The organism is Pseudomonas sp. PDM28 (genome assembly GCF_019219115.1).
Taxonomy (GTDB): domain Bacteria; phylum Pseudomonadota; class Gammaproteobacteria; order Pseudomonadales; family Pseudomonadaceae; genus Aquipseudomonas; species Aquipseudomonas laurylsulfatiphila.
The window spans coordinates 197,453-212,779 of the sequence record NZ_JAHUWG010000004.1 but is presented as its reverse complement, the minus strand read 5'-3'; the positions used below and the strand labels follow the sequence as shown (position 1 = coordinate 212,779).

At 58.3% G+C, this 15,327-nt stretch carries 15 protein-coding genes, 1 tRNA gene and 1 pseudogene; 15 read left to right on the top strand and 2 right to left on the bottom strand.

Going from position 1 to position 15,327, the window contains the following annotated elements; translation table 11 throughout:
- Positions 1–150: 150 nt before the first annotated feature.
- Together KW841_RS30015 and KW841_RS10345 are read left to right on the top strand one after the other, a co-directional pair.
- Positions 151–1,053 (top strand): annotated as a pseudogene (locus KW841_RS30015) (type I secretion C-terminal target domain-containing protein); the annotation flags it as partial.
- A 529-nt stretch (positions 1,054–1,582) separates the two neighbouring features.
- Positions 1,583–2,389, top strand: coding sequence for a TSUP family transporter (locus KW841_RS10345; RefSeq protein ID WP_218475744.1), 807 nt, complete (start codon positions 1,583–1,585; stop codon positions 2,387–2,389).
- A gap of 30 nt (positions 2,390–2,419) precedes the next feature.
- Here KW841_RS10345 and KW841_RS10340 read toward each other — a convergent pair whose 3' ends face one another.
- On the bottom strand, positions 2,420–2,869 hold the full coding sequence (locus KW841_RS10340; RefSeq protein WP_218475742.1) for a carboxypeptidase regulatory-like domain-containing protein: 450 nt from the start codon (positions 2,867–2,869) through the stop codon (positions 2,420–2,422).
- A gap of 255 nt (positions 2,870–3,124) precedes the next feature.
- On the opposite strand from KW841_RS10340, the gene KW841_RS10335 reads away from it, so the two are divergent.
- The 5 genes from KW841_RS10335 (at position 3,125) to KW841_RS10315 (ending at position 6,389) form a co-directional block, all read left to right on the top strand.
- Positions 3,125–4,183 (top strand): YhcG family protein, encoded by a 1,059-nt coding sequence (locus KW841_RS10335; protein ID WP_218476198.1) that lies wholly within the window; start codon positions 3,125–3,127, stop codon positions 4,181–4,183.
- 68 nt (positions 4,184–4,251) lie between these two features.
- Positions 4,252–5,226 (top strand): alpha/beta fold hydrolase, encoded by a 975-nt coding sequence (locus tag KW841_RS10330; RefSeq protein WP_218475740.1) that lies wholly within the window; start codon positions 4,252–4,254, stop codon positions 5,224–5,226.
- A gap of 36 nt (positions 5,227–5,262) precedes the next feature.
- Positions 5,263–5,679, top strand: coding sequence for a hypothetical protein (locus KW841_RS10325; protein ID WP_008018998.1), 417 nt, complete (start codon positions 5,263–5,265; stop codon positions 5,677–5,679).
- A 6-nt stretch (positions 5,680–5,685) separates the two neighbouring features.
- Positions 5,686–6,186, top strand: a complete 501-nt coding sequence (locus KW841_RS10320) for a hypothetical protein (RefSeq protein ID WP_007972781.1) — start codon at positions 5,686–5,688, stop codon at positions 6,184–6,186.
- Positions 6,183–6,389: a hypothetical protein gene (locus tag KW841_RS10315; RefSeq protein WP_007972782.1), complete on the top strand. Its 207-nt coding sequence runs from the start codon at positions 6,183–6,185 to the stop codon at positions 6,387–6,389. The genes KW841_RS10320 and KW841_RS10315 overlap by 4 nt, the downstream gene beginning before the upstream one ends.
- Positions 6,390–6,471: 82 nt before the next feature.
- Here KW841_RS10315 and gabP read toward each other — a convergent pair whose 3' ends face one another.
- Positions 6,472–7,863, bottom strand: a complete 1,392-nt coding sequence (gabP, locus tag KW841_RS10310) for a GABA permease (RefSeq protein ID WP_102673925.1) — start codon at positions 7,861–7,863, stop codon at positions 6,472–6,474.
- A 564-nt stretch (positions 7,864–8,427) separates the two neighbouring features.
- Here gabP and KW841_RS10305 point away from each other — a divergent pair.
- The 8 genes from KW841_RS10305 (at position 8,428) to KW841_RS10270 (ending at position 15,260) form a co-directional block, all read left to right on the top strand.
- Positions 8,428–9,201 (top strand): ABC transporter ATP-binding protein, encoded by a 774-nt coding sequence (locus KW841_RS10305; protein WP_007972784.1) that lies wholly within the window; start codon positions 8,428–8,430, stop codon positions 9,199–9,201.
- A gap of 13 nt (positions 9,202–9,214) precedes the next feature.
- A complete protein-coding gene (locus tag KW841_RS10300; protein WP_007972785.1) occupies positions 9,215–9,964 on the top strand; it encodes an ABC transporter substrate-binding protein in 750 nt (249 codons plus the stop codon).
- A gap of 72 nt (positions 9,965–10,036) precedes the next feature.
- Positions 10,037–10,732, top strand: a complete 696-nt coding sequence (locus tag KW841_RS10295) for an ABC transporter permease (RefSeq protein ID WP_218475737.1) — start codon at positions 10,037–10,039, stop codon at positions 10,730–10,732.
- Positions 10,729–11,418: an ABC transporter permease gene (locus tag KW841_RS10290; RefSeq protein WP_104451168.1), complete on the top strand. Its 690-nt coding sequence runs from the start codon at positions 10,729–10,731 to the stop codon at positions 11,416–11,418. Before KW841_RS10295 ends, KW841_RS10290 begins: the two co-directional genes overlap by 4 nt.
- Positions 11,399–12,628 carry a methyltransferase gene (locus KW841_RS10285; protein WP_218475735.1) on the top strand — a complete coding sequence of 410 codons (1,230 nt, stop codon included), beginning with the start codon at positions 11,399–11,401 and terminating at the stop codon, positions 12,626–12,628. The genes KW841_RS10290 and KW841_RS10285 overlap by 20 nt, the downstream gene beginning before the upstream one ends.
- 343 nt (positions 12,629–12,971) lie before the next feature.
- Positions 12,972–13,796 (top strand): FkbM family methyltransferase, encoded by an 825-nt coding sequence (locus tag KW841_RS10280; protein ID WP_218475733.1) that lies wholly within the window; start codon positions 12,972–12,974, stop codon positions 13,794–13,796.
- A gap of 78 nt (positions 13,797–13,874) precedes the next feature.
- A tRNA-Thr gene (locus KW841_RS10275) sits at positions 13,875–13,950 on the top strand.
- Between the two features lie 320 nt (positions 13,951–14,270).
- Entirely contained in the window at positions 14,271–15,260 is a 990-nt protein-coding gene (locus KW841_RS10270) for an Abi family protein (protein WP_218475731.1), read from the top strand.
- Positions 15,261–15,327: the final 67 nt, after the last annotated feature.

The window sequence follows — 15,327 nt, the reverse complement described above, 5'->3', positions numbered from 1 at the left end:
GCCGGTATCGATACCGCGTCCTATGCCTATGCCACGGCGGCGGTAACTGCCAGCCTGAGCCTGACCACCGCGCAAGCCACCGGTGGATCCGGCACAGACACCCTGTTGAACTTCGAAAACCTCACGGGCAGCGCCTATCACGACACCCTGACCGGTAATGCGCTTGCCAACACCCTCACGGGTGGTGCCGGCAACGACATTCTCAATGGCGTTGCCGGTGCCGACCGCATGGTCGGTGGCGATGGCTCGGACCGCTACTACGTCGACAATGCCGGCGATATCGTCAGCGAGACCAACGCCACGGCCAGCACCGGCGGCACCGATAGCGTCTACAGTTTCCTCGGCGCCTACACCCTGACCGACAATATCGAGAACCTGCGCCTGCTGGCGACCGGCAATGCCAGCGGCACCGGCAACAGCCTGAACAACATCATCGACGCCGGGGTCGGCAACAACGTCCTCAATGGTGGCGCCGGCATCGATACCGTGTCCTATGCCTACGCCACGGCGGCGGTCACGGCCAACCTGGGGCTGACCACTGCACAAGCTACCGGCGGTTCTGGTACAGACACACTGCTGAACTTCGAAAATCTCACGGGCAGCGCCTATCACGACACGCTGACCGGCAATGCGCTTGCCAATACCCTCACCGGCGGTGCCGGCAACGACACGCTCACCGGTGGAGCCGGCAACGACCTGTTGATCGGCGGCGCGGGCCTGGACAAGCTTTATGGCGGTGCAGGGGCCGACACGTTCGACTTCAATGCCCTGAGTGAAATGGGCCTGGGCGCCGCCCTGCGCGATGTCATTGGCGACTTCAAGACCAGCGAAGGCGACAAGATCGACCTGTCGACCCTGGACGCCAACCTGGCGACGGCGGCCAACGATGCGTTCAGCTTCATCGGCTCCAGCGCGTTCAGCAGCAATGCCACGGGGCAGGTACGGTTCGCCGGCGGCATTCTCTACGGCAGCACCGACGCCGACACTGCCGCTGAGTTCGAAATCCAGTTGCTGGGGGTGAGCAACCTGCAAACTGCCGATCTGATTGCCTGATAGAGGGTGATTGTGCCGGCATAACACCGGCACCCAATATCGAAAACCCTGAGTCGCAGGATTCAGGGTTTTTTAGGCCCGGGATTTGATGCGGCACCGCTCCAGATACCATCGAAACGCCAGGCGAAGCTTCAATTCCCCCTCCCCCTTTTCGCCCTTTCGCCATGCCAGCAAGCGCCTTTAACGCCTGCCGGGGTTGAGGCCCAGATGCGTCAGGTATTTATGTTCGCCCATTCCTGACAGTCTCTCGGGTCTGTCAGAACGCTCCGTATGCTGTAACGGAAACGGATGACATACGCTGACTCTGGAATCGGCCATAGTCATCAATAACATCCGGGCTCTGCACTGTCGCGATGTCATCAAAGACAACAGACGGGTCTTGGTTCGTATTTTCGGACTTTCAAAATTTTCTACCCCCATCGTTGTTTCAGAGGACCCGTTAGTGCTGCAGGGCTGATTCCTTATGTGATCAGGCTGTTGAACGACCAGTCATGTGATGACTGGCCAATAACCATAAAGAGAGAATGCAATGTCCTTGGATGTAATTGGCATGTTGGCGCTCGTCGCTTTTTGCGCTGGCTTTTTTGATGCGATTGCTGGTGGAGGCGGCTTGATCACCCTGCCTGCATTGTTTCTGGCAGGTGTCGATCCGATCAGTGCAATTGCAACTAACAAGTTCCAGGCCGCTTCGGCCACTGTTTCGGCAACGGTGACCTTTGCTCGCAAAGGAATGATCGAGTGGCGCGAAGGCCGTTTCCTGATTATCTGCGGATTTATTGGTGGCGCCAGTGGTGCCTTGCTGGTCAGCTCTATTGATAAGCACTACCTGGAAGTTTGCGTGCCTATCATGCTGATTCTGGTAGCCATCTACTTTGCGTTTTCTCCAAAGCTGGCCAACGAAGATCGACGCAAGAGGATTAGCGTGCTGCTCTTTTCCTTTACCGTGGCGCCGATCCTGGGCTTTTACGACGGTATATTTGGCCCCGGCGTGGGCTCTTTCTTCATTGTCGGATTTGTACTGCTCTGCGGCCTGGGCATGATGCGGGCCATGAGTTTTACCAAGCTTGCCAACGCCTCTTGCAATCTCGGCTCTCTGTCGGTCTTTATCACCAAAGGTGTGATTATCTGGCCGGTAGCCATAGCCATGGCTTTGGCGGCCTTCATCGGCGCTCAATTGGGTGCACGGGCCGCTGTCCGGGTCGGACCACGGCTGATCAAACCCATGTTGATCGTGGTCTGCTGCGCGTTGGCGATCAAGCTGCTGAGCGTAGAAACCAACCCTTTACGCGTTGCACTCATCCAAGCGTACGCGGGCATCAATAACGAAAAACCCTGAGTCGCAGGACTCAGGGCTTAGAGCGTCTCGTTAACTCGCATCATTCCAGTGAAAAACCAGGTTACGGGCTGCACCACTGCCAACATCGGCAACGTCCTGCCGGGTTTCGCCGTTGCGCGTCGCAATGACCGTGTATTTACCGGCAGGCAGCTTCACGTAAACCAGCGGGCCGGCGTTATTGAGCGTCAGCACGGTTTGCCCCGGGGCTTTCTGGATGACCACGCTCACGTCAGGAATGTATTCATTTTCCGTCCCGACAGAGAACGTCATGTGCAGGTTATAGCCGGTGGTCTGCTGGATGGCCCTGGACTCATCCTCGCCGATACCGCCGGACAGGTAGGCGATGCCGTTTTGCTCCTGGCGCTGCACCTGCACGCCAGTGCTATCGACTGGATCAAGGCTGGCGGCGGGTGACATCGATGGAAACATCAGCACGCCGACGGCGGTGAGTGGCAACAGGAGTGAATGGAGGTACTTCATGATGACGACTCCCGGGTTCTGCAGAACCCAATCGTTACACTCTTTGGATTTCCAGTCGCAGGGAGGGGTTTTAGATTGATTTGGCCTGAGTACGAAACGTACTACACCATTTACTCCTCAGCCCTCGCCTACCGTCCGACACGTCCTGCCAGCGAACCCGGTAATTCCTGCCTGTTTTTCAGTCACTCCCGGCAGCTTCGAAGGGGGCTCACTGGTCATGCTCTTTCGCTATCCAATCTGCTGCGAAGACCTCATATGACGGCCCTCACACCCAACGACACTCACGATCCCTATCTGGCTTCACTGCTTGGAAACCTTGGCAAATCGATCCACCAGGCACGCCAGAAGGTGCTTCGGGCGGTCGATACCGTTCAGGTGCAAACCTGTTGGCAGATCGGGCGACATATCGTCGAGTTCGAGCAGGAAGGCGCTCGGCGGGTGAGATATGGCAAAGAGTTATTGTCGACCCTGGCAAACAGGCTTACTGCAGAATTCGGGAAAGGCTTTGACGAAACCAATCTGCGAAAAATGCGCCAGTTTTATCAGGCGTTTCCAATTCGCGACGCACTGCGTCTCGAATTGAGCTGGACCCACTATCGCCACCTGCTTCGAGTCGACAACGACAGCGCTCGTCTCTGGTACATGAACGAATCAGCCACCCAAAACTGGTCAAGCCGCGCCTTGGAACGCCAGATCAATACGCTGTACTACGAACGCCTGCTGGCGAGCCGCGATCGCGGCAGTGTCAAGCAGGAGGCCGCCACCAACATTCAAAACATGAAGGCCAGCCCTCGGGACTTCATCCGTGATCCGGTGGTCCTGGCGTTTCTGGGTTTACCCAATGCCGGCAAGCTTCAGGAAAGCGAGATCGATCAAGCGTTGATCGAACAACTGCAAGGCTTCTTGCTGGAACTGGACAAGGGCTTCGCGTTCATTGCCCGCCAGCAACGCATCAGTACCGACAGCAAAGACTTCTACATCGACCTGGTGTTCTACAACTACTTGCTCCAGTGCTTCGTCATCTTCGATATCAAGCGCGGTGAACTGACCCATCAGGATGTGGGGCAGATGGACATGTACGTGCGCATGTACGACGACCTCAAACGCGGCGTGGAAGACGGCCCCACTGTCGGCATCATTCTCCGGGCGCAAAAAGATGAATCCGTGGTGCGCTACTCAATGCAGGAAGGAAGCGAACAACTGCTCGCCAGCAAGTACAAGCTCGTCCTGCCGAGTGAAGAGGAGCTCCGTAACGAACTGGATCGGGAATGGGCGGCTCTTGAAGAACGACTGCTCGATCAATCACTGCGTTGAGGCCAATGGATTGTTCATCAACGCCATCAAGACTATCGTTGGCAGCTACCCGCAAAGGTCCGACGCCGATGAATTTGCAGGAAACGCTTTCACTCGTCCCGACTCAAATCGAGTTGCCATTGCAGTGCGTCGCGTCCGGCGAACCATTCAAGGAATCCGCTGCAGACGGTTTTGTCCTCGGTGGCTTCACCTGGCGACACCCTGCTCACGATGCCGCTCGTCCGGTCGTGATCATCAACGCCGCCACCTCGGTTCGTTGTCGTCATTACTCGCGCTTCGCCGACTATCTGTCCGACCATGGCTTCGATGTCATCACCTATGACTACCGTGGCATCGGCGAGTCGCGGCCGGCATCGCTCAAGGGTCTGAAGGCTTCATGGACCGATTGGGGAGCGCTGGATTTCGAGGCGATGCTCAAGCGCGCACAGCGTGAGTTCCCCGGACAGCCTATCGATGTGGTCGGCCACAGCTTTGGCGGCTGTGCAGCGGGCCTGGGGGCCTCCGGGCACCTGATCCGGCGTCTGGTGACGGTCGGAGCGCAATTCGCCTACTGGCGCGACTATGCGCCCGCCCATCGCTGGCGGATGTTTGGCAAGTGGCATGTGCTGATGCCACTGGTGACGATGATCTACGGCTACTTTCCGGGCAAACGCCTCGGATGGCTGGAGGACACACCCGCCGGCGTGGTCCGTGACTGGAGCCTCTCTACTGCCCGTTACGAAAAACGCTCCAGCGGCCGCGCGATCAGCACAACAAGCGGGCAACTGCCCTTTGCCGATGTCACCGCACAAACCCTGGCCATCAGCATCAGCGATGATCCTTACGGCACGGTCCCGGCCATCGAACGCCTGCTCAGCTACTTCACCGGCAGTACAAACGCTCACCTGCGTATCCACCCTGAAGACATCGGCGAAGAAGAAGTCGGACATTTCGCCTTTTTTCGCAGCCCATACCAAGCCACACTATGGCCCATTGCATTGGCCTGGCTGCAAAACGGCGAACTGGCCCCCGATACCCCCGGGCGGCGAGTGCCACGCGGCTAAGTCAATTGCCCTTTCAACGAATACGGAACGACGCCCATGGCCTCCGCCAACAAGCAGCACAAACGCGCCTCTCGCGCCAAGGCCAAGGCCAAGCAGAACCGCACCCAGCGGGCCGCCGCGCCGGTCGAACTGGACCCGAACGACGATCGCATCGACTTCGAATCGGTAGACCTGACCGAACTGTTCAAGAAAATGATCGACGCCGAAAAGATCAGCCAGCAAGCCATGTGCACGGCCTTCCTCGAAGACCCGTTGCTGGAACTGGTGTACGAGCAGGAAGGCGAAGAAGGCGCGATGGACTTCATCCTCGCCGCGCTGATCGAATATCGCCAATGGTCGACCGAAACAGACGAAGCCGGCGCCCTGGCGTGGATCGAATCTCCGGCCTTCCAGGCCGACTATGTGGCGGCGTCCGACGCCATTGCCGCGCAAACCCAACAGAAACCGAACTGAGTTCCCATGGCCTCCCTGAACAAGCAACAGAAACGCGCCAAGCGTGCAAAAGCCAAAGCCAAGCAGATCCGAATCAGCGGCCGACCGCCTTTGGCTGGCATCAACGATCCGACTGAAGTAGACAGACTCTTCGATGCAGATGAACTGCCCGAAGGAGAAGACGGGATTGCTGAAAATATCCTGACCATGTTCAGCAATATGCAAGAGGAAGAAGCAGAAAGAGGTCGCGTCAACATGCTGGTGAGCATGCTGGTATCTCTCAGCACAATAATCAGCGACGAGCCAGATCTGCTCGACTTGGAGAATGCCGAGGACGAGTCCATGGCTGCCACACATTTGGCTGCCGACATGCTCATCGACTACCGCATGTGGGCTGATGGCATTGATCGTGAAACCGCACAACGCTGGCTGGAAGACCCCGAAGTCATCAAAGATTTCGGTACTGCTCTGGACAGTTATCGGCAGGCCATTGAAATCATGTTGGAACCACCGAAATCCGCTGAATGAGTGATGACAAAGAACCGGTCTTGCTGCCTGAGGCGGTCGTCATGCCACGCAGCTTTAAACAGCCCGGTCTGAATGCCGGCAAAGCTCACAACATCGCCGTAACCGGAGACATATGGGACAGTTGGTACGACACTAATCAGGCCGATTCGGATTGCATGAATGGCCGCGAGCAACCCGCCGATCAGGAACGCGAGGCATTCTGACGTTAAAAAATACAAAGAACGGCCGCTGTTACCAGAGGCCGTTCTTTGTTTCTTCAACAACGTTAGCTTTAAGCCAGAAGACTCAGCGGGCGACTGCCGCAACCCCACTCTCGTTGCGACGACGGCGAGCCACCAGCAAGCCGGCCGCCACTACCAGGGCGCTGAGCAAGCCGGTCGCGAGGATTTCCACACGATGGGCATCCTGGAACAGCATGATGGTCAGGGCCGCAACGATGAAGACGATCACCGCGTAGGTCAGGCCCGGGAACAGCCACATGCTGAAGACGATTTTCTCACCACGGGCCATACGCTGCTTGCGCATGCGCAGTTGCGAAATCGCGATCACCAGGTACACCAGCAGCGCGATGGCGCCGGAGCTGGCCAGCAGGAATTCGAACACGGCAGCCGGGGCCACGTAGTTGGCGAATGTGGCCAGGAAGGCAGCACCAGTGGACAACATCACCGCCCAGTAAGGCGTACCACTTTTGTTGGTGCGCGTGGACATGGCCGGTGCATCACCGCGCTTGCCCAGGGAGAACAGCATCCGCGACGAGGTGTAGAGCGCCGAGTTCAGGCAGCTGGTCACAGCAACCAGTACCACGATGTCGACAATCATCTTGGCGTTCGGAATGCCCATGCGCTCAAGCACGGTCTGGTAGGAGCCCAGGCTTGCCAGTACCGGGTCGTTCCAAGGCACCAGGGCCACAACGATGAAGATCGACACGAGGTAGAACAAGCCGATCCGCCAGATCACCGAGTTGGTGGCCTTGGAGATTTGCTTGCCAGGGTTCTTCGATTCCGCGGCCGCGATGGTCACGATCTCGGTGCCCATGAAGGAGAACATGGTGGTCAGGATCGCGCCCAGTACCGCGCCCATGCCGTTTGGCAGGAAGCCCTGCGTGTCGAACAGATGCGAAACGCCGCTGACCTGGCTGTTCGGCAGGAAGCCGAAGATCGCCGCTACGCCGAGAATGATGAAACCGATGATGGCCAACACTTTGATCAGGGCGAACCAGAACTCGAATTCACCGTAGTTCTTCACGCTGAACAGATTGGTCACGGTCAGCAGCATCGTGATGACCAGGGCGAAGGCCCAGATGTCCACACCAGGGAACCAGGCGTGCAGGATGGTCGCGGCAGCGTTGGCTTCCAACGGGATCACCAGAACCCAGAACCACCAGTACAACCAGCCGATGGTGAAGCCAGCCCAGTGACCGATCGCGCGGTCGGCGTAAGTCGAAAACGAACCGGTGTCCGGCGAGGCAACGGCCATTTCGCCGAGCATGCGCATCACCAGCACCACCAACATGCCGGCGGCGGCGTAAGCCAACAGAACAGCCGGACCTGCAGCGGCGATGGCGTGACCCGAGCCGACGAACAAGCCGGCGCCGATAACCCCGGCAATCGACAGCATGGTCACATGACGCGGTTTGAGCCCCTGTTCGAGGCCGTTAGAGCTTTGGGTACTGCTCATTGAAACTACCTTTGTAAGGAAAAGCGAATGCGTGCATCCCGTTCGGCGGACCTTCTCGTAAAAAGAAGCCAACAGGGCGTTCTGGATTCTGCACGCAATAATTGCGCCAAAATATTTCAAAACCCTCTAACCCGGCGATCTCGCCTCGACCGGACAGTCATCGCAACCCATTGAATTTAATGGCACTTTGCCAGAGCGTTACCCTGCGACCCACTTTGTGTGGTGAATCAGTGCACCGGAAACACACCTGAAAATGGCTGCGCGCACATTAAAAGTGCACAAGCGGTGCATTTGGCCGGATAGCGCTTCCAACACCCTGTCAAAGCTGGCAACATCGCGCCTTTTTTTGCGGCAGCCACCGCGCTTTTTATCGACAGGCAAGGTTCAAACGGCTGTTCGGTTGTTGATGGGGCGACAGTCTGCTGCGCCGATGCGACAACCTGCCACGTACCAGCCGTTTACCGTCCGTAGCGCTGTTGGCTGCCATTGAAACGCTATGCTAGGTTGGCCGCCTCGCCAGGAAGGCCGCCAAGAGCAGGAGCGCAACATATATGAGGAACGCACATGGCTGAGGCCACGCCCGCGCTTGAAATCCGCAACTTGCACAAACGCTACGGTTCGCTGGAGGTGCTCAAAGGCATCTCGCTGACCGCCCGCGACGGCGATGTGATCTCGATCCTGGGTTCCTCCGGCTCCGGCAAGTCCACGTTCCTGCGCTGCATCAACCTGTTGGAAAACCCGCACCAGGGCCAGATCCTGGTGGCCGGCGAAGAACTCAAGCTCAAGGCTGCGAAGAACGGCGAACTGGTGGCCGCCGACGGCAAGCAGATCAATCGCCTGCGCAGCGAAATCGGTTTTGTATTTCAAAACTTTAACCTGTGGCCGCACATGAGCGTGCTCGACAACATCATCGAAGCCCCGCGCCGCGTGCTCGGCCAGAGCAAGGCCGAAGCCATCGAAGTCGCCGAAGCCCTGCTGGCCAAGGTCGGCATCGCCGACAAGCGCCACGCCTACCCGGCGCAACTGTCCGGCGGCCAGCAACAACGCGCGGCCATCGCCCGCACCCTGGCCATGCAGCCCAAGGTCATCCTGTTCGACGAGCCCACCTCCGCGCTTGACCCGGAAATGGTCCAGGAAGTACTTAATGTCATCCGCGCGCTGGCCGAAGAAGGCCGCACCATGCTGCTCGTGACCCACGAAATGGGCTTCGCCCGTCAGGTCTCCAGCGAAGTGGTGTTCCTCCACCAGGGCCTGGTAGAAGAGCAAGGATCGCCACAGCAGGTGTTTGAAAACCCGCTTTCGGCGCGCTGCAAACAATTCATGTCCAGCAACCGCTAACGGAGCTACCCACATGCAGAACTACAAAAAGGTCTTCCTGGCTGCCGCCGTCACCCTGGCGTTCAGCGCCGGTGCCATGGCCGAAACCCTGAAGATGGGCATCGAAGCGGCTTACCCGCCGTTCAACAATAAAGATGCCAGTGGCAATGTCGTCGGCTTCGACAAAGAGATCGGCGACGCCCTGTGCGCCAAGATGAAAGTCGAGTGCACCGTCGTGACCTCCGACTGGGACGGCATCATCCCGGCCCTGAACGCCAAGAAGTTCGACTTCCTGATCTCCTCGATGTCGATCACCGACGAGCGCAAGCAAGCGGTGGACTTCACCGACCCGTACTACTCCAACAAGCTGCAGTTCATCGCCAAGAAAGACGTCGACTTCAAGACCGACAAGGCCTCGGTCAAAGGCAAGATCATCGGCGCCCAGCGCGCGACCCTGGCCGGCACCTTCCTGGAAGACAACTATGGTGACGACATCACCATCAAGCTCTACGACACCCAGGAAAACGCCTACCTCGACCTGACTTCCGGCCGCCTGGACGGCATCCTGGCCGACAAGTACGTCAACTACGAGTGGCTGAAAAGCGACGCTGGCCGCGCCTACGAGTTCAAGGGCGACCCAGTGGAAGAAAGCGACAAGATCGGTATTGCCGTGCGTAAAAACGATCCGATCCGCGCGAAGCTGAACACCGCGCTGAAAGAAATCGTCGCTGACGGCACCTACAAGAAGATCAACGACAAGTACTTCCCGTTCAGCATCTATTGATTCTGACCTGCCTGACCGGCGCCTGATGGCGCCGGTTCTCGGCCTTGCCTGCCGCGATTTGAAAAGAAATCCATGATTATCGACCTCTACGGATTCGGCCCGGCGCTCGCCGCTGGCGCGCTGATGACTGTGAAACTGGCACTCTCGGCCCTGTGCCTGGGGCTGGTGCTCGGTCTGCTCGGCGCCTTGGCCAAGACTTCCCCGTACAAGCCACTGCAATGGCTTGGCGGTACTTATTCGACCCTGGTTCGCGGCATCCCGGAATTGCTCTGGGTACTGTTGATCTACTTCGGCACGGTCAACCTGATGCGTGCCCTGGGCGAGTTCTTCGGCAACCCCGACCTCGAACTCAACGCCTTCGCCGCTGGCGTGATTGCGCTGGGCCTGTGCTTCGGCGCCTACGCCACGGAAGTGTTTCGCGGCGCGATCCTCGCCATCCCCAAAGGCCATCGTGAAGCCGGCGTGGCCCTGGGCCTGTCGAAGTGGCGCATCTTCACCAAACTGATCATGCCGCAGATGTGGCGCATCGCCCTGCCCGGCCTGGGCAACCTGTTCATGATCCTGATGAAAGACACCGCGCTGGTGTCGGTGATCGGCCTGGAAGAAATCATGCGTCACGCGCAAATCGGCGTGACCGTGTCCAAACAGCCGTTCACCTTCTATATGGTCGCCGCGCTCATGTACCTGAGCCTGACGGTGCTGGCGATGACCGGCATGCACTTCCTGGAAAAACGCGCCGCCCGCGGCTTCGCGAGGAGCACCCAATGAACTGGGAAGTCATCATCAAGTGGCTGCCGAAACTGGCCCAGGGCGCGACCCTGACCCTGGAACTGGTGGCTATTGCCGTGATCGCCGGATTGCTGCTGGCCATTCCGCTGGGCATCGCCCGCTCGTCGCGCCTGTGGTGGGTGCGGGCCTTTCCCTACGGCTACATCTTCTTTTTCCGGGGCACGCCGCTGCTGGTTCAGCTGTTCCTGGTCTACTACGGCCTGGCGCAGTTCGACGCGATCCGTAACAGTTCGATGTGGCCGTACCTGCGCGATCCGTTCTGGTGCGCCACGGCGACCATGACCCTGCACACGGCAGCCTACATTGCGGAAATCCTGCGCGGCGCCATTCAGGCGATTCCACCGGGCGAGATCGAAGCGGCACGGGCACTGGGCATGTCCAGGCCAAAAGCGCTGTTCTTCATCATGCTGCCACGCGCCGCGCGCATCGGCCTGCCGGCCTACAGCAACGAAGTGATCCTGATGCTCAAGGCCAGCGCACTGGCCAGCACCGTGACCTTGCTGGAACTGACCGGCATGGCCCGCACCATCATTGCCCGGACCTACCTGCCGGTGGAGATCTTCTTCGCCGCGGGCATGTTCTACCTGGTGATGGCTTACGTGCTGGTGCGCGGCTTCAAGCTGCTGGAGCGCTGGTTGCGCGTCGATGCCTGCCAAGGGCGTTGATAGCTGCGTGTTGACGGGCGAGGCCTTGCTCGCCCGCTTCACCGCGCTAGATGCTTTTCTGACAGAGCATCAGGCACTGTGGAAACTTCGGCCATTCACTCATCTGCAGCTTCCCTGGGAAGCGTCCTACCCAGCTCTGGCCGAATGGCTACGCGAGCGGTCGTTGAAAGACGCGGAAAACGCCCACAATCAACCTGCCCTCCTGAATGCGCCGGAACCCTTTGCTTCCTTGGCATCGATGTCCATTGCCTTGAGTGCCGTGGATGAATTGCCTGCGCACACACTCGAAGCGGCCGGCCATCGACTGAACGTCGATGTTCCGGGGCGCAAATGGCAGCAGATCGAAGCCTTCGCCAGTCGATTGCAGTTTTCCGAAGCACCGAAGCATTGGCTGGACTGGTGCTCGGGCAAGGGACACTTGGGGCGCCGCCTGCTGCAACCAGGGCAACAACTGACTTGCCTGGAATACGACCCGGCACTGGTAACGAGCGGCCAGGCACTCAGCCAGCGTCATCACCTTCATGCGTTGCATATTGAACAGGATGTGCTCGCGACAGACGCCGCTACTTTCCTGAGTGCGCACCACACGCCCGTCGCGCTTCACGCCTGCGGTGATTTGCATGTGCGGCTGATTCAACTCGCCAGCGCCACAGGCTGCAAACAGCTCGCCATCGCGCCGTGCTGCTACAACCGGATCAGTCTTGCCCAATACTCGCCGATTTCCTCGGCCGCCCAAGGCTCCGGCCTACAGCTTTCCCTCGACGACCTCGCGTTGCCCATGAGCGAAACCGTCACCGCTGGCGCCCGCGTGCGCCGTCAGCGCGACACCTCCATGGCCCGGCGCCTGGGTTTCGACTTGCTGCAACGGCAACTGCGCGGCATTGACGAGTATCTGCCAACCCCTTCGCTGCCCAGCGCCTGGCTGGACAAACCCTTCTCCGATTACTGCCATCACCTGGCCGCACTCAAAGAGTTATCCACAGTCGGCCCGCAAGATTGGCCAGCCCTCGAAGCCGCCGGTTGGCAGCGCCTGGCCGAAGTGCGCAACCTCGAGCTGCTACGCGGACTTTTCCGACGTCCGCTGGAGCTTTGGCTGGTTCTTGACCGAGCACTTTTCCTCGCCGAACAGGGCTACTGCGTCCGTGTCGGTACGTTCTGCGAAACACCGCTCACGCCGCGTAATTTCCTGCTCCTGGCCGAACGCGCTTAAGCACGCCCGACCTGTGGATAACTCTGTTGATGAAATAATCATGGATCCAATATCTACGCCTGTTTCAGGGCTAAATCAGCACTGTTCATTTTTTGTACACCCGCATAAAAAATCGAAAAAACAGGCATTTGCGGACAAATGAGAACGGATCCACAAAATCGGCCTAAACCCAGTGCGTCGCCAATGCCATTGTGCATAAGCATTTAACCAAAACGACATAAACGCCTAATCCCGGACCGCAGACAGGGGAAATTGCACCCTTTCACTACTCTTGATATACACACATGCAAGGGCGCCGGCAGCGCGGCCACGAACAAGAACATTCCTCCAACAGGATGCGCCAGTGACGTTCATTTCCTACGCACAGAATTTCGAAGACATACGCCTGTGGCGCGCCCTCAAGACCGTCGAGAACGGCTTCTACATCGACGTCGGGGCAAACGACCCCACCCATGACTCGGTCACCAAGGCGTTCTACGACAACGGCTGGACCGGCATCAACGTCGAACCGATGCCCAACTACTACGAAGCCTTGTGCCAGCAACGCCCCAAGGACACCAACCTGCAATGCGTGGCCGGCGAAAGCGCCGACAGCCTGACCTTCTACGGCATCGCCGACACCGGCCTCTCGACTGTCGACCCGGCCATGGCGCAGATGCACAAAGACGCCGGTATGGACGTGCGCAGCCAAACCGTCCAATCCCGCACCCTGACATCCATTTGCGAAGAACATGCCCAGGACCGCGCTATCCACTTCCTGAAGATCGACGTCGAAGGCCACGAAGAGACCGTCCTTCGCGGCATGGATTTCACCCGGTGGCGGCCGTGGGTCATCCTCATCGAAACCCCGTGGGAGCGCGACCAGACCTGGGAAACCCTCGTCACTGGCGCCGGCTACCAGTCCATCCTGTTCGACGGCATCAACACCTACTACCTCGCCGAAGAACACCTGAACCTCAAACCCGCCTTCGACATCCCGCCGTGCAACCTGGACGAATTCCAGTTCTGCAAAGGCCACAACTTCAGCTACCCCGTCGGCGATGCCGAACACCAGCTCGCCGCCGCCCTGCAACGCGCCGAACAGGCCGAAGCACAGCTGCGCGCGATGCAAAACAGTCGAACCTGGAAAGCCATTCAGAAACTCAAGAAAACCCTGCTGCGCGCCTGACCCGAAGCCCGCGCAAAAATAGTCAGAATTCAGGGGTTTACAGAACCTATCCAATCGCTATAATCGTCGCCCTGACACGCCGGTATAGCTCAGATGGTAGAGCAACTGACTTGTAATCAGTAGGTCCCGGGTTCGATTCCTGGTGCCGGCACCATACAAAACGAAGCCCTCGCAGAAATGCGAGGGCTTTGTTGTTTCTGGCATCCAGAAATCCAACGCCTAAATAGCACCCCGCCGCCCCCCTGTAGGAGTTGCCGAAGGCTGCGATCTTTTGATCTTCAGATTTCGACCCCAACGCGGATCCGGTTGCCCACCCAAATCTGCCTGCACACCTACCCGTTACAATTTCACTTCAGCATGAAGTTGACCACCCCCTCCAGCTACCTATAATGCACCCCAACACACCCGCCAAGCCTAGGTTGACCCAGTCAGCAAGCTCAAATCGTGCGGGTTTTTTTGCCTGGAGAAAACTACATGAGGCCCTTCGACAAGCCGGCCCTCAGCGTAGAACAGCAATTGGAACTGCTAAAGCAACGAGGCCTGCACGTCGCCAACGACGATCGGGCCATGCGCTTTCTCGAAGTGGTCACGCTGTTTCGCCTGAGCCCCTATATGCGCCCCTTCCAGCAGCCAGACCCTGAACACACCTTCAAGCCCGGTAGCACCCTGAAAGCAGTTGTCGACATCTACCGCTTCGATGGTTCGTTGCGACGCATAACCATGGATGCCATCGAACGTGTCGAAGTCGCCATACGAGCGACTATCAGCAATCACATGTGCCCTAAATATGGGCCTGACTGGATAGCTGACGCGTCAGTCTTCTCCTCGTCGTACGCGCATCTCGAGTTATTGCGCCCACTGCGGGAGCAATTGAATAAAGAGCGCAACAAACTCAGACGTGATATTGAGCGCATAAAAAATGGTCGACAGGCCGAAGGGCTCCAGCAGCAGCGGATCGAAAACCGCATGCGCGATAACTACTTCCGATACTACGGAGCCACCTATGCCCACCCTGAGCTGCCGCCCGCTTGGGCGGTTCTTGAAGAACTCAGCCTTGGGACGGTATCTACCCTCTTCAATGCCATAGGCAGAAGTGCCGATAAGAAAGCTATCGCCGCCAGATTCAATCTGCCTTTCGATGTATTGGCGTCCTGGCTACACACCCTGACTTTCATTCGAAACTGCTGCGCCCATCACTCACGGCTATGGAACCGAGAGCTCTCGATACGACCGGCCTTACCCAAAGAGTGGGTCATCCAAAATGCACCTGCCGACCGGCCTCAGCCTAAGCAGCGGCTATACATCGTATTGACGATACTGGCCTATCTAACCGACCTGATCAGTCCAGACAGCCAGTGGAAACTTCGCCTGGCCGAAATCATGGATCAGCAGGAACTGGGTTATTTGAGACTTATGGGATTTCCAAATGACTGGAAACATCAGCAGCAATGGTGTTTGGAATAAGGAAGCCAGAAACTTCAAGCATCGTCTGCACTATCTCCCGGCCACTCCTTCGAAGTCCGCGCCCCCC

Bases quoted from the DNA above. Each gene is read 5' to 3' on its own strand.
- KW841_RS10345 (WP_218475744.1), top strand. From the start codon at position 1,583: ATGTCCTTGGATGTAATTGGCATGTTGGCGCTCGTCGCTTTTTGCGCT.
- KW841_RS10340 (WP_218475742.1), bottom strand. From the start codon at position 2,869: ATGAAGTACCTCCATTCACTCCTGTTGCCACTCACCGCCGTCGGCGTG.
- KW841_RS10335 (WP_218476198.1), top strand. From the start codon at position 3,125: ATGACGGCCCTCACACCCAACGACACTCACGATCCCTATCTGGCTTCA.
- KW841_RS10330 (WP_218475740.1), top strand. From the start codon at position 4,252: ATGAATTTGCAGGAAACGCTTTCACTCGTCCCGACTCAAATCGAGTTG.
- KW841_RS10325 (WP_008018998.1), top strand. From the start codon at position 5,263: ATGGCCTCCGCCAACAAGCAGCACAAACGCGCCTCTCGCGCCAAGGCC.
- KW841_RS10320 (WP_007972781.1), top strand. From the start codon at position 5,686: ATGGCCTCCCTGAACAAGCAACAGAAACGCGCCAAGCGTGCAAAAGCC.
- KW841_RS10315 (WP_007972782.1), top strand. From the start codon at position 6,183: ATGAGTGATGACAAAGAACCGGTCTTGCTGCCTGAGGCGGTCGTCATG.
- gabP (WP_102673925.1), bottom strand. From the start codon at position 7,863: ATGAGCAGTACCCAAAGCTCTAACGGCCTCGAACAGGGGCTCAAACCG.
- KW841_RS10305 (WP_007972784.1), top strand. From the start codon at position 8,428: ATGGCTGAGGCCACGCCCGCGCTTGAAATCCGCAACTTGCACAAACGC.
- KW841_RS10300 (WP_007972785.1), top strand. From the start codon at position 9,215: ATGCAGAACTACAAAAAGGTCTTCCTGGCTGCCGCCGTCACCCTGGCG.
- KW841_RS10295 (WP_218475737.1), top strand. From the start codon at position 10,037: ATGATTATCGACCTCTACGGATTCGGCCCGGCGCTCGCCGCTGGCGCG.
- KW841_RS10290 (WP_104451168.1), top strand. From the start codon at position 10,729: ATGAACTGGGAAGTCATCATCAAGTGGCTGCCGAAACTGGCCCAGGGC.
- KW841_RS10285 (WP_218475735.1), top strand. From the start codon at position 11,399: ATGCCTGCCAAGGGCGTTGATAGCTGCGTGTTGACGGGCGAGGCCTTG.
- KW841_RS10270 (WP_218475731.1), top strand. From the start codon at position 14,271: ATGAGGCCCTTCGACAAGCCGGCCCTCAGCGTAGAACAGCAATTGGAA.